Here is a 12,941-nt window from a genome sequence, read left to right as displayed (position 1 = left end):
ACGACGCCTTGCCGATTCTGGAGTGCCTATGAACCTCGCCACCCTGGCGCTATTTATCCCGGCCTGTTTCGCCCTGAACATGGCCCCCGGGCCGAACAACCTGCTGTCGGTGCGCAATGCCAGCACTTACGGTTTTCGCACCTCGTGCCTGGCGGGCATCGGCCGCCTGGCAGCGTTCGCCCTGATGATCGCCCTGGCCGCCGCCGGCCTGGCGGTGGTGCTGCAAGCCTCGGAGCTGTTGTTCTACGGGATCAAGATTCTCGGCGCGGGCTACCTGCTGTACCTGGCCTATCAGCTGTGGACCGCGGCCCCCCAGGTGCAGAGTGCGGAGCGCAGCCGGGTGTCCGGGCTGCTGGCCCTCAGCCGGCAGGAATTTCTGGTGGCCATCGGCAATCCCAAGGCGATCCTGATCTTCACCGCGTTTCTGCCGCAGTTCGTCGAGCCCGGGGCGCCCGTGGGTTCGCAGTTCCTGGTGCTGGGGCTGTTGTTCCTGCTGCTGGAGTGGATCGCCATCAGCGCCTATGCGCTGATGGGCCTGCACATGCGCCGCTGGTTCAGCGAGCCTGCGGGCAAGCGCCTGTTCAATCGTTGCTGCGCGGCGTTGCTGTCGGCGGCTGCCTCGGTGCTGTTGCTGGCCCGGCGCGCCTGAAGCCTGGAGCAAGCCTCTCCCCGCAACGGGGAGAGGCCATGGCCATCAGTGGATGGAGAAGTACGGGTCCCAGGAGCAGTAGGCGATCACCTTGTTGTTGCTGTCCAGGATCATGAAGGCCCAGGTGTAGGTAATGCGCGAGCCGACCCGGGTGGCGTTGGCCTGCCAGTAGTAGTTCTGCACGCTTTGCGCGATGGGCTGCCCGGCCGGGTTGTCCTTGTCGATGATGGGCAGCGGCGTGCTGTCCAGGACCACCGGCGTGACGTCGGTCAGATAGGGCGGATTGCCGGCACTCGGTACCGGGTTGGTCTGGGTGTACTGGTACAGCAGCACCGCGTTGTACATGCCCTTGGACAGGCTGGTGGCGCGCCAGCGGACAATGTCCCCCTGACGCAGGTTGACCGCCAGTTCGGAGCCGCCGTCCGGCCCGTCGGTGTTGTCGCGGCGGGCCACCATGTAGACCACCTGTTCGGACAGGCGCTGGCCGTTGCTGTAGTAGTTGTAGAGCTGGGTGGGGGTGGCGCTGTGCTGGCTCAAGGTCAGCGTGTTGCCGCCGTCGAAGGTCTTGCCGTTGCTTTCCAGAATGGTGTCCACGTCAATGGTGACAAGGATATCCACGATGTTTTCGTTCATGTCCGGCTCCCTGTTGTCGCGCTATGGGCCTGGCGATCCAGGCCCGGGTGTCATCGGCTATGCAGCGTGCGACCACCGAGCATCCGGGCGCGGCGCAACAGCTGTCGGGCACCGGGCGAAATGCACTTCCATGAGGTCGCCAGTGGAATCTAGAAGCTCAAGACTGTTAGTCAAATGGGCCGGTCAAAAAAGCGCCGCGAGGGCGTCCTGGCCGCTTCGGGCTACAAGCCTGTAGCACCCGTGCCAAGGCCCAGGTGCTGATCGGCCCCGGGCACAATGTGCAGCGGGCGATCCCGGATCGCCAAGCGGCAGGCCCCGGGATCGGCCGCGACGGTTTATCATGCTGCGCCGCCGCCCGTTGCCTGTGCGACAAGGGGCTGCTCCATTCGCCCACCCTGGAGGCGCCCGCCATGCCTGATCTGCCCAAGCCTGCTGCCATCCCTGAGTTCCCCGTGTGCCACGCCCGTGGCGGCACCTCCACCGGGCTGATCCTGGCCCGTGAAGCGCTGCCCCGGGACGAAGCCCTGGTGGAAGAGTTGCTGCGCCACCTGATGGGCGTGCCGCTGCAGGGCGATTGGCCGGGCAATACCCAGATCACCGGCCTGGGGCGCGGCGGGCCCACCAGCAACAAGGTGTTCATCGTCGAGCGACGCCCCGGCGAGACGCGGATGATCAGCACCCTGGCGCAACTGGCGGCGGGCAAGAGCGCCATCGACTGGAGCGTCAACTGCGGCAACATGTCCGCGGCCCTGCCGTTGTACGCCTTGCAGCGCGGCTGGCTGGAACCCGGGGAGGGCGGTGGGCAGATCGAGATCTACAACAGCAACACCCAGACCACGATGTATGCGCGCTTAGGCTTCGCCAATGGCCGGCTGCTGAGCGACACGCGGATTCCCGGGGTCAACGGGGTGTTTCCCGGGGTCGACCTGTTTCTCGACAAGCCGGTGGGGGCCAAGACCGGCGCGCTGTTCCCCACTGGCAAACGGGTGGACCTGCTGGACGGCATCGCCGCCACCTGCATCGACGTGGCGGTGCCCATGGTCATCCTGCGCGCATCGGACCTGGGCCAGACCGGCGAGGAAACCCCGACCCAGCTGGACGCCGACCCGCAATTCAAGGCGCGCCTGCTGGAACTGATGGTGCTGGGCGGGTTGCGCATGGGCTTGCGCAAGCGCGACGGCAGCCTGATGAGCGCCGACGAGCTGCGGCGCAGCGAAACCATCCCGAAGATCTGCATCGTCAGCCCGGCGCGGGAGGGTGGGGATATTGCCACCCGTTACTTCACCCCGCAGAACGCCCACCCGTCCCTGGCGGTGTCCGGCGGCTGCTGCCTGGCGGCGGCGTGCCTGGCCGAAGGCACCGTGGCCCATGCCTTGTTGGCGCGGGCACCGGTGATAGGCGAGGAGCCGGGTGAATACCCGCTGGCGATTGAAAACCCCGCCGGGGTGCTGGAGACCCTGATCAATGCCCGGCAGGTGGCCGGGGAACTGCTGATCGACGGCGCTGCCTACCGGCGCAGCGCGCAGATTCTGTTGCAGGGCAGCACGCCGCTGTACAACGCCTCGGCGGAACTGATCGCCGCCCTTGGCGCCTTGTAGCCACTGCCGCAGGCTGCGAACGAGCCGCAGGCTCGCCAGCGCTCTCCCAACCGCAGCGTGGGCAGGGCCCTGAACAGCAAAACCATATCAGCGAGCCTCGCCGCCATCGGGAAGAAACTGCGGCACCTTCTGCCGCAACAACTGGATCAGCTGCGGGTCCATGAAGTCGTAATCATCGGGAATGTTCAGGCAGACAATCTGCTGGTTGTTCAACTGCGCCTTGAAGCGCTTGCGCAGTTTTTCCCGGTGGCGGGTTTCCATCACCAGAATCAGCCCGGCCCATTGCACCAGCTCCGGGCCCAGGGGCACTTCGGCATCGTGATTGAGGCCCGCCGAAGCGGTCTGGATGCCCGGCCAGTCGGCAAACACCTGCTCGGCGGTGGGGCTGCGCAGCTTGTTCTGGCTGCAGACAAACAGGACATTGAGCATTGGGCCGAACTCCTTGGCACAGACGCCCGGCTCGTAGAGGGCAGGGCAAAGGCGCTGATTTTTCGGGGCTTTTACCGTGCTGTCCAGCAACTTGTGGCAGGCCGGGTGAATGGCGTGGGTCAGCGCCAGTTGCCCGTCAAGGGCTGTGGCTGCGAAACTGCCGGCCCCTTTACTTGCATCGCCCAGGCCATGTCCGCAGCCCCGTTCACCTCACCCCATCTGGGCCTGGCCCTCAGGCGTTGGCGCCTGTTGCACCGGGTCAAACAGCAGCACGCCGCCGAGCTGTTCGGCGTGGCGCAGTCGAGCATTTCCCGCTGGGAAAACGGCCAGCAGGCCATGGAGCCGGCAGAGCGCGCGCGCCTGGAACAACTGCTGGCAGCCAACCTCAGCGCCGCCGCCGATCAGGCCCTGGCGCGGCTGGTGAACGACAGCCCGCGCGCCGTGCACCTGGTGTGCGACCTGACCCACCGCCTGCTGGCCTGTTCGCCGACCCGCGCCGGGCAGTTCGGCGTGCCCTTGAGCGAGCTGCTGGGCCAATCCCTGTGGGGCTTCTGCACCGAGGAAATCGTGCGCAAGGAAGCCGCCCTGGATGACCTGGGCTGGCGCGAAGTGCTGGCGCCGCCGTCCCTGGAATTCTTCAGCGGCCGCAACGATTCGGCCATCGTGCCCATCGCCCCCAGCCAGTGCCGCTGGACCCGCCTCAACCTGTCCGACGGCAACGCCGTGCGGCTGGTGGAAACCCTCTGAAATGGGGCCACGGATATTTTATCCGTGGCCCCGGCAGCACCCCTTGGCTAGTCTGGTTAGCCATCGCTCGCCGCCTTTCAGTGCCGGCTGTGTTTTGCCCAACCGCGCAGGTATTTCCATGAACAGTGAACTTCTCAGTGGCCGCCTCGACTTTCTCCGTGAAGCGGAAAAACTCAAGGACGTGCTGCGCAGCGCCCACACCTCCAGCGGCCGCCAGGAAAGCACCGCCGAGCACAGCTGGCGCCTGTGCCTGATGGCGCTACTGTTCGAAGACCAACTGGGGGACCTGGACCTGCTGCGGGTGCTGAAGCTGTGCATCGTCCACGACTTGGGGGAGGCCATTCACGGCGACATCCCGGCGGTGGCACAGGCGGCGCACCCGAACAAGAGCCAGCAGGAACGCGACGACCTGCAATACCTCGCCCGGGCCCTGGACGCCCCGGCCCGCCAACGCCTGCTGGACCTGTGGGATGAATACGAGGGCGCCGCCAGCGCCGAGGCGCGCACGGTCAAGGCCCTGGACAAGCTGGAAACCCTGCTGCAACACACCCAGGGTCAGAACCCGGCGGGTTTCGACTACCGCTTCAACCTCGATTACGGTCGCCGCTACACCGACGCCAGCCCGCTGTTCCAGGCCCTGCGCCAGCAGATCGATGCCGACACCCAGCGCCGCCTGGACGCCCAGGCTCAGGCCGCGGGTCAGCATCGGCTGCGCTAAACAAGCCTGGGCGCCGCTCACCAGATCCAGGGAGGTTCCCAGGGGGCAGGGCGCCCCGCGCAGAAACCTTGCAGGCGTCATGGTTTTTTTCTGCCAGGGTCATCAAGCGGGTCTATTTTTACCTTCGCTTGCCGTTCACTACGCTTTTCATACGCACGTCCAGCCTCGGGCCCATATCGAGCAGCCGGGTCGGGATGACCGAAGGAGTGACCCATGTCCAACGAATCCAAGTGCCCGTTCAAACACACCGCCGGCGAAGGCACCAGCAACCGTGACTGGTGGCCCGGCCAACTGAACCTGAAGATCCTCCACCAGCACTCGCACCTGTCCGACCCCATGGCCGAGGATTTCGACTACGCCGCCGAATTCAAGACCCTGGACCTGGCCGCGGTGAAGCGCGACCTGCTGGCGTTGATGACCGACTCCCAACCCTGGTGGCCGGCGGATTTCGGCCACTACGGCCCGCTGTTCATCCGCATGGCCTGGCACAGCGCCGGCACCTACCGCATCGCCGATGGCCTTGGTGGCGCCGGGGGCGGGCAGCAGCGCTTCGCCCCGCTCAACAGCTGGCCGGACAACGTCAGCCTGGACAAGGCGCGGCGGCTGATCTGGCCGATCAAGCAGAAGTACGGGCGCAAGCTCTCCTGGGCCGACCTGATCATCCTCACCGGCAACGTCGCCCTGGAATCCATGGGTTTGAAGACCTTCGGCTTTGCCGGTGGCCGACAGGACGTCTGGGAGCCGGAAGACAACGTCTACTGGGGCAGTGAAACCACCTGGCTCGACGACCAGCGCTACAGCGGCGACCGCGAGCTGGAGAACCCCCTGGGGGCGGTGCAGATGGGCCTGATCTACGTCAACCCGGAAGGCCCCAACGGCAACCCCGACCCGCTGGCGGCGGCCCGGGACATCCGCGAAACCTTCGCCCGCATGGCCATGGACGACGAAGAAACCGTGGCCCTGATCGCCGGTGGCCACACCTTCGGCAAGACCCACGGCGCCGGCCCCGCGACCCACGTCGGGCTGGAACCGGAAGCGGCCGGCCTGGAAGAACAGGGCCTGGGCTGGAACAGCAGCTTCGGCAGCGGCGTCGGTGGCGACGCCATCACCAGCGGCCTGGAAGTGATCTGGACCACCACCCCGACCCGCTGGAGCAACGACTTCTTCGACCACCTGTTCGGCTTCGAATGGGAGCTGACCACCAGCCCCGCCGGCGCCCACCAATGGCAACCCAAAGCCGGCGCCGGTGCCGACAGCGTGCCCGACCCTCACGACCCGAGCCGACGCCGCACGCCGTCGATGCTCACCACCGATCTGTCGCTGCGTTTCGACCCGGCTTACGAGGCCATCTCCCGGCGCTTCCACCAGCACCCCGAGCAACTGGCCGACGCCTTCTCCCGGGCCTGGTTCAAACTCACTCACCGCGACATGGGCCCCCGGGCCCGCTACCTGGGCCCGGAAGTGCCGGCCGAGGAACTGATCTGGCAAGACCCGATTCCGGCGCTGAACCACCCGCTGATCGACGCCCAGGACATCCAGCAGCTCAAGGGCCAGATCCTCAACTCGGGCCTGTCCGTGGCGCAACTGGTGTCCACCGCCTGGGCCTCGGCCTCGACCTTCCGCGGCTCGGACAAGCGCGGCGGCGCCAACGGCGCACGGATTCGCCTGGCCCCGCAAAAAGACTGGGAGGTCAACCAGCCGCAGCAACTGGCCCAGGTGCTGCAAAGCCTGGAAGCGATCCAGAGCGCCTTCAACAGCGCGCAGACGGGTGGCAAGCGCGTGTCCCTGGCCGACCTGATCGTCCTCGGCGGCTGCGCGGCGGTGGAACTGGCGGCAAACAATGCCGGCTACAGCATCAGCGTGCCCTTCGCCCCGGGGCGCATGGACGCCAGCCAGGAACAGACCGACGTCGAATCCTTCGCCGTGCTCGAACCCGTGGCCGATGGCTTTCGCAACTACCTCAAGCCGGTCAGCGGCGTCACCGCCGAAGCCCTGCTGGTGGACAGAGCGCAACTGCTGACCCTCACCGCCCCGCAACTGACCGTGCTGCTGGGCGGCCTGCGGGTGCTGGGGGCCAACGTCGGGCAAGCGCCCCACGGCGTATTCACCTCGCGCCCGGGCACCCTGAGCAACGACTTCTTCGTCAACCTGCTGGACATGGGCACCCAATGGAAACCCCAGTCCGAGGCCCGCGACCTGTACGAAGGCAGCGACCGCGCCACGGGGCAATACAAATGGAGCGGTACTCGGGTCGACCTGCTGCTGGGTTCAAACTCGCAACTGCGGGCCCTGGCCGAGGTGTATGCGGCGGCGGATGCGGGTGAGCAGTTCGTGAAGGACTTTGTCGCGGCCTGGGACAAGGTGATGAACCTGGACCGGTTCGATCTGCGCTAAAAGGGGAGCAAACCGGGTAATACGACAACGCCTCCCTAGGGAGGCGTTTTTACTGGCCCGGCTACTGCGTTGCCCCCACCCGTTGCACCTCCGGGAACAGTTGGCCCAGGGTGCTGCGGGCCTGGGCCGCATTCAGGTAGGCGTAGAGCAGGTCGGTCAGGGCTTGGAAATCCAGGCGCTGGCCATCGAGCATCGGGTTGAACAGCCACAACCGCACGCGCATGCCCGCGGCCACTGGCCAGGCATGGGGCGCGGCCAGGGACTTGAAGCAGGCTGGCGCCAGGGCCGGTGCACGGCTGCCGGCCATCACCGAGAACACCAGCCCCAGGCTCAGGTGGCGCTGCTCCAGTTCGAAACCATCGAAACATACCCAGGGAGTGGGTTCGGGCGCATTGGCGAACTGCAGGGTGTCGGGGGTCAGCACCAGCACCTGCTGGCCATGCCGCCGACGCAGGGCTTCGGCCGCCGCCAGGCCCACAAGCCCGGCGCCCAGCATCAGCGCCCCGGGCAGCCAGAACCACAGCTGGGCAGAGCGCAACTGCCAGGCCGAAGGCAGGCTGGCCAGCCAGCCGCCCACCAGCACCAGCAGCAGGGAAAGCAGGGCCAGCATGACTGCTTGCCCAAGGGCGCGCTCACGAATCTCGCAGCGGTGCCGGGGGCCGTCGGCATCGGCCTGCAGTTGCAGCAACAAGGCTTCTTTTTCGGCGTTATCCACGGCCTTGCAACTCATCCAGCTGTTGCTGTGCATTGGCCGCCTGGCAGTAGGCGTCCAACAGCGCGGCGATGTCATCGATGGCCAGTTTGCGCCCCCCGCTCATCAACCCGGCGGAATGAATGCGAATGTGAGGTTCGGGGCTCTTGAGCGCCATGGCCTGGTTGCCGAACACCTGGCGCACGGGCCTGTGGGTCGGCAGCGGGCTGCCCGGGCGCAGGGTCAGCTGCTGCAGGGTCAGCAGCCCCTCATCCTTGACATGGACATCCACCACGTCCGTCAGGTTGACCGGGGCACTCAGGGAATCCACGAACAGCTGGCGCCGGGTCAAACGCATGAAGGCATGCTGGCCGGCGTGGCGATGCTGCCAGGTCACCAGGGCGAACAACGCGGACAGAAACAGCCCGCAGAGCAACATGCCGGTCTTGCCCTGCTGGATACCCCAGGCCAGCATGCCCAGCGAAATCAGTGTGAACAGCGGCCCCAGCAGTTGATAGCGGCGCGTGTTGGTGAATTCGCTCTGCTCGGGCACACGCTGGATCACCTGCTGGAGCTGGGCGATCACCTGTTCGCGCTGAGCGTCGCGGGATGCATCGGGTTGCAGCGATGAAGTCATAAACAAGTCCTTGATTCACAGAAAACAAAGCGGTCGAGCGCCTGGGTGCCGGCGCTCCCCCAGGGCTTACCGGGCCTTGAGGTAGTCGGTAAGGAACGCCTGGGCATCGCCCTGGCTCGACAGGTTCTCGTCATAGCGCACCCGCACTGGCGCGGCTTCACCCGGCAGGTACAGCTCGCCCCAACCCTCCTGGAGCACCAGCACCACGAATTTCTGCCCGTCGACGGTCGTGGCGTAGCGGGTATCCTTTGCGGTCTTTTCCACGGCCATTTTCTGGATGCGCAGGTTCCAGTCGTGATCCACGTCCGCCACCTGCACCAGCGCCTGGTGCTCACTGCGCTCACCGACGCGCAAGGTCCAGACCTTCACCCCCTGCTGGCCAACATAGGCCGCCAGTTTATCCGCCACCTGGGGTCGCTCATCGGCCTGGGCCAGGCCGCTTCCCAAGGCCAGCGCCATGGCCCACACGGCCGTCCATTTGCAATAAAACTGCATGGTTCCCACTCCTGACATCTGAAAAAGCCGTTCATTGAAGTCGGCACCTGCTGCCCTGCCAAGCGCTTTGGTCGTCATTCACAAGAAAAATTCCGCAGCTCACAACCACCGCTGCGCAAAGTGTGAGTGAGTTACCATTGGCAGCCGTAGCAACCACACCCATGGACCCGCTTTGCCGATGGAATGCTGGAGCCCCTACCTCGATACACAATTCTGCTTCGACCGGCCGGTTGACCTGGCCCGCGCCGGGGTGTTCGACCCCAGTGCCCGGCGGGTGATGGGCAGCGCCGTCGGCCACTACCGCGCCCGTACCGTGCGCCCGCACTTGCAGTACTTCGACTGCAACCTGCAATTCCCCGATCCGCTGCGCATCCACAAGGTGTTGCCCGACAGCCTGTGCATCGTCCAGGTGCTGGCCGGGCAATGGCAGCACCGGATCGACGGCCAGCTCCACCACTACACCCCCGGCGCGCCTCAGGCCCTGGGCCTGAGCGAGACCATGGAAGCGCTGGACCAGATGCCCGCCGGCAGCCACGCCCGCATGGCCGGCCTGCGCATCGCCGGCAGCTATTTGCGGGAACTGGCCGAGGAAGACCCGACGCTGCAACCCTTGTTTGGCCTGCTGGACGACGGCATCCGCTTTCGCCAGTTTCAACGCTGCCGGGCGCTGGGCAGCTTGCTGGAGCGGCTCTACCAAGCGCCGTACCAGGGCGCCCTGCAACGCCTGCACCAGGAAAGCCTGAGCCTGGCGGTGCTGGTGGAACTGGCGGTGCACCTCCAGGGCCAGCGCCCTGCGGCGCCCACGGTGCGCGGGCAACTGGACCTGGCCCACGAAGCCCGCCGCCAGCTCGATGCCCACCTGCTGGACCCGCCCGGCAGCCAGGCGTTGGCCCAGCAACTGGGGGTAGGGGAGACCACTCTGCGCCGCGCCTTTGCCCAGGTATTCGGCCAGTCGATGCTGCAGTATGTGCGGCGCCAACGCATGGAGCTGGCGCGCACCCTGTTGCGCCAGCGCAAATGGCACGTGGCGCAGATCGCCTACCGCCTGGGCTACGCCAACCCGGCCAACTTCAACCACGCCTACAAGGCCCACTTTGGCCATCCGCCCGGCGCGGAAGGCTAGCGCAGGCGCACCCCAGCCCCTTGAGGAACAACCCCCATGAGCCAATTGACAGCACTGATTGCCCAAGCCAAAGCCGGGCTATCGGTCCAGCAAGACATTCCCCAGGAACGCTGGGAGGCCATTGCCACCCAGTGCGGCGCCGAGGAAATCGCCGAGATCAAAACCCGCATCGCCTCACTCAAGGCTGCCCGCGAAGCGGTGGAAGACTGGGACGGCGACACCCGCGATGACCTGTACTTCGCCATCGCTAATTTTACCCGCCTGCTGGAACTGGCCACCGCCCACGCACAAGGTGAATGAACCTGCCGGCTGAGCGCACAACGGATTATGTCGAGAGCAGCCAGGGCGCCGTGGGCCCACGCAACCACCTGGGCAACGGTACACCGGAGAGGAACAGCCCCTGTTTAACGAACTAGTGTTTTTGCCCGAAGACCCCGACCAGGGCTCCGCCTACCTCGGCGGCAACCCCTACCTGCCTGAGTCCATCCCGTGGCCCACCGACTCGACGGGCGCCCCCTTGCTGCACCTTGCCAGCCTGCCGGCCAGCGTTATCAATCGATACCTTGCCGGCATGCAATTGAATGAAGAGCTGGTGGTTTCGCTGTTTACGCCTTACTCAAGCGTCAGCGATGCCTACATCGAGCAAGCCATGCAAGAGGGCGGCAAGGTGCTGGCCTACAGGCCCGCGGCGCGACAGGTGGATGGTTACGGACAGCCCATCACCCCGGCGCGGCGAATCGCAGTGGTTGCAAATCCGCGGCAGGACAGCGACGAAAACGGCCTGGCCAAGATCGCCGGAATACCCGCCTGGATTCAGGGTCAAGAGACACGCCCAGGCTTGAACTATGTGCTGCAGATCAACAACTCCCGGCTGAACAGGGCCGCTCCAGGGCACAAGGGCATTTTGGTCGGCGGAACCGGCTACCTGCTATTGAAGCAAGGCATTGAAGACGAAGACCTGATGGCCGGGGCCCTGATCATCCAGAGTTCATAAGAAAGGGGTGCGGGTCCTCAGCGTCATGAGCCTGGACCGGTTTGATCTGCGTTGAGAGGGGGGCACACCGAGTAAAACGACAACGCCTCCCTAGGGAGGCGTTGTTGCAGAGCGGTCGCGGCCGCCAGACGCTTTACTGCGCCTTGAGGTACTCATTGAGAAACGCCTGGGCATCGCCATAGCTGGACAGGTTGCTGTCATAGCCCACCTTCAGCGGCTTGGCCTCACCCGGCAGATGCAACTCGCCATAGCCTTCCTGAAGCAGCAGCACCACGAACTTCTGCCCGTCCACCTGCGTGAAGTAACGGGTGTCGCGATCGGTTTGCTCCACGTTCATTTTCTGAATGCGCATGTTCCAGTCGTGGTCGGCGTCTTCCACCTGCACCAGCGCCTGGTTGGCGCTGCGCTCACCGATGCGCAGGGTCCAGACCTTCACCCCGTGCGGCCCGGTGTAGGCCAGGATTTTGTCCGCCACCTGTGGCCGTTCCTCGGCCTGGGCCAGCCCGATTCCCAGTACCCACGCCATGACCCATGCGGCCGCCCAACGGTAATAAAGCTGCATCCTTCTAGCTCCTGAACATAAAAAGGGGCGGTTATTGAAGCCGACCCGTGCGGCGCTGCCAAGCACCCAAGGCAACAGGCGGGATAAAAAAAGCCTGCGTGCACACTCTTTGCGCCCCCGGCTAAGTACAGGTCGCAACCGTGGCAAGGCAAAACCTCGCCAGCGGTAGTCTAGGACCACTACCTGGGAGACTTTCGATGATTCGACGCGCGTGCTTGGTCGCTCTAATGACAATGACTGCATCAACCGCCTTTGGCGGCCCTGGCTACGATCATCTCTATGCGTTCGGTGACAGCTACTCCGACAACGGTGCGGGTGAAACCTTCACCCGAACCATGGCCGCGCAGAAGGTCAAAGATGCACAGGCGCTACCCGGTTCGTTGTATTGGCAGGGACGCTGGAGCAATGGTCCCACCGCGGTCGAGCACTTGGCGCAGGCCTTGAAAATCCCCTTGACCGACTACGCCATTGGCGGCGCCAAAAGCGGCAACGGCAACTACTACGCCTGGATGCAGCCCTCTCGCGACACCGGGGTTTTCGGCCAAATCGCCGATCACCTGAAAGCCGCTAAAACACACAAGGCGGATCCGGATGCGCTGTATTTCATTTTCATCTCAGCCAATGACTTTTTTGAATGGGCCGACTTCTCGCACCCAGAAGCGATCGACGTGCTTGGCCAGAACAGCGTGGCGAACATACAGAAGAGCACCGAGACGCTGATCGCTGCAGGGGCGAAGCACCTGATGGTGGTGGGGACCACGGATTTGAGCCATGTGCCGGCTGTGGTGCAGGGCAATCAAGTCAAGAACGCAACGCAATACCAGCAGATACTCGAACAAAAACTGCCCGCCGTGCTGACAACACTGGCTAACGCCCATCACGTGAGTATTGGCTACTTCGATCACCTGACCTTCAGCAACGCGCTTCGCGCGGCACCCGAGGTGGCGGGCCTGAAGGATCTGGATACCCCGTGCCAAGCCACCTATCCGGACGTCAAACCCGTGTGTGCGGATCCCGATGCCCATTACTACTGGGATGAATGGCACCCTACCCGCAAAGTCCACGCCCTGGCCGCCGAGGCGATGCTTGAAACGCTGAAAGCGAGCCGTTGAGGTTCGCTATCGGTCATAGCCGGTAGTCCCCCCCAGGCCTAGAGGCCAGCAACCCGTTCTCCAGTGGTATGCAGGACATGGGTTTAGCGCCACTCTTGAGGTCGTTGTTTGGGCTTGAACCCGATAAAGTGACCCGCCTCAAAGCGCCTAACGCACAAG

At 65.0% G+C, this 12,941-nt stretch carries 15 protein-coding genes; 9 read left to right on the top strand and 6 right to left on the bottom strand.

From position 1 onward, the window contains the following. The first annotated feature begins 28 nt into the window (after positions 1–28). Positions 29–649, top strand: coding sequence for a LysE family translocator (locus ABCR88_RS17725; RefSeq protein ID WP_123430904.1), 621 nt, complete (start codon positions 29–31; stop codon positions 647–649). Positions 650–694: 45 nt separating this feature from the next. Here ABCR88_RS17725 and ABCR88_RS17720 read toward each other — a convergent pair whose 3' ends face one another. Further along, on the bottom strand, positions 695–1,282 hold the full coding sequence (locus ABCR88_RS17720; RefSeq protein WP_325985957.1) for an AidA/PixA family protein: 588 nt from the start codon (positions 1,280–1,282) through the stop codon (positions 695–697). A gap of 410 nt (positions 1,283–1,692) precedes the next feature. On the opposite strand from ABCR88_RS17720, the gene ABCR88_RS17715 reads away from it, so the two are divergent. After that, positions 1,693–2,880, top strand: coding sequence for a PrpF domain-containing protein (locus ABCR88_RS17715; RefSeq protein ID WP_325985958.1), 1,188 nt, complete (start codon positions 1,693–1,695; stop codon positions 2,878–2,880). 87 nt (positions 2,881–2,967) lie between these two features. Here the strand turns inward: ABCR88_RS17715 and ABCR88_RS17710 are convergent, their stop codons facing one another. Then, positions 2,968–3,309, bottom strand: coding sequence for a low molecular weight protein tyrosine phosphatase family protein (locus tag ABCR88_RS17710; protein WP_041117838.1), 342 nt, complete (start codon positions 3,307–3,309; stop codon positions 2,968–2,970). Positions 3,310–3,498: 189 nt separating this feature from the next. Between ABCR88_RS17710 and ABCR88_RS17705 the strand changes: the two genes are divergently transcribed. The 3 genes from ABCR88_RS17705 to katG all read left to right on the top strand — a co-directional run bounded on the left by ABCR88_RS17705 (position 3,499) and on the right by katG (position 7,168). Continuing rightward, on the top strand, positions 3,499–4,056 hold the full coding sequence (locus ABCR88_RS17705) for a helix-turn-helix transcriptional regulator (protein ID WP_325986016.1): 558 nt from the start codon (positions 3,499–3,501) through the stop codon (positions 4,054–4,056). Between the two features lie 118 nt (positions 4,057–4,174). After that, complete coding sequence (locus ABCR88_RS17700; RefSeq protein ID WP_325985959.1) at positions 4,175–4,774, top strand: HD domain-containing protein; 600 nt, start codon at positions 4,175–4,177, stop codon at positions 4,772–4,774. Positions 4,775–4,987: 213 nt separating this feature from the next. Next, positions 4,988–7,168 (top strand): catalase/peroxidase HPI, encoded by a 2,181-nt coding sequence (gene katG / locus ABCR88_RS17695; RefSeq protein ID WP_350402904.1) that lies wholly within the window; start codon positions 4,988–4,990, stop codon positions 7,166–7,168. 61 nt (positions 7,169–7,229) lie between these two features. Here katG and ABCR88_RS17690 read toward each other — a convergent pair whose 3' ends face one another. The 3 genes from ABCR88_RS17690 to ABCR88_RS17680 form a co-directional block, all read right to left on the bottom strand. Next, a complete protein-coding gene (locus ABCR88_RS17690) occupies positions 7,230–7,883 on the bottom strand; it encodes a hypothetical protein (protein WP_350402902.1) in 654 nt (217 codons plus the stop codon). Then, positions 7,876–8,496 carry a hypothetical protein gene (locus ABCR88_RS17685; RefSeq protein WP_011060988.1) on the bottom strand — a complete coding sequence of 207 codons (621 nt, stop codon included), beginning with the start codon at positions 8,494–8,496 and terminating at the stop codon, positions 7,876–7,878. Before ABCR88_RS17685 ends, ABCR88_RS17690 begins: the two co-directional genes overlap by 8 nt. Before the next feature lie 66 nt (positions 8,497–8,562). Further along, entirely contained in the window at positions 8,563–8,991 is a 429-nt protein-coding gene (locus tag ABCR88_RS17680; RefSeq protein ID WP_350024030.1) for a hypothetical protein, read from the bottom strand. Between the two features lie 178 nt (positions 8,992–9,169). Between ABCR88_RS17680 and ABCR88_RS17675 the strand changes: the two genes are divergently transcribed. The 3 genes from ABCR88_RS17675 to ABCR88_RS17665 all read left to right on the top strand — a co-directional run bounded on the left by ABCR88_RS17675 (position 9,170) and on the right by ABCR88_RS17665 (position 11,108). Next, a complete protein-coding gene (locus tag ABCR88_RS17675) occupies positions 9,170–10,114 on the top strand; it encodes an AraC family transcriptional regulator (RefSeq protein WP_350024031.1) in 945 nt (314 codons plus the stop codon). 36 nt (positions 10,115–10,150) lie between these two features. Beyond that, complete coding sequence (locus ABCR88_RS17670) at positions 10,151–10,414, top strand: hypothetical protein (RefSeq protein ID WP_041117850.1); 264 nt, start codon at positions 10,151–10,153, stop codon at positions 10,412–10,414. A gap of 217 nt (positions 10,415–10,631) precedes the next feature. After that, a complete protein-coding gene (locus tag ABCR88_RS17665) occupies positions 10,632–11,108 on the top strand; it encodes a hypothetical protein (RefSeq protein WP_350402901.1) in 477 nt (158 codons plus the stop codon). 133 nt (positions 11,109–11,241) lie between these two features. Here the strand turns inward: ABCR88_RS17665 and ABCR88_RS17660 are convergent, their stop codons facing one another. Beyond that, entirely contained in the window at positions 11,242–11,670 is a 429-nt protein-coding gene (locus ABCR88_RS17660; RefSeq protein ID WP_315869309.1) for a hypothetical protein, read from the bottom strand. A 197-nt stretch (positions 11,671–11,867) separates the two neighbouring features. Between ABCR88_RS17660 and ABCR88_RS17655 the strand changes: the two genes are divergently transcribed. Continuing rightward, entirely contained in the window at positions 11,868–12,782 is a 915-nt protein-coding gene (locus ABCR88_RS17655) for an SGNH/GDSL hydrolase family protein (RefSeq protein ID WP_350024033.1), read from the top strand. Positions 12,783–12,941 lie beyond the last annotated feature (159 nt).

Source organism: Pseudomonas sp. W17, from assembly GCF_040268305.1.
In the GTDB taxonomy this organism is placed as follows: Bacteria; Pseudomonadota; Gammaproteobacteria; order Pseudomonadales; family Pseudomonadaceae; genus Aquipseudomonas; species Aquipseudomonas protegens.
The sequence above is the reverse complement of the archived record's forward strand: the minus strand, read 5'-3'. Positions and strand labels throughout refer to the sequence as shown.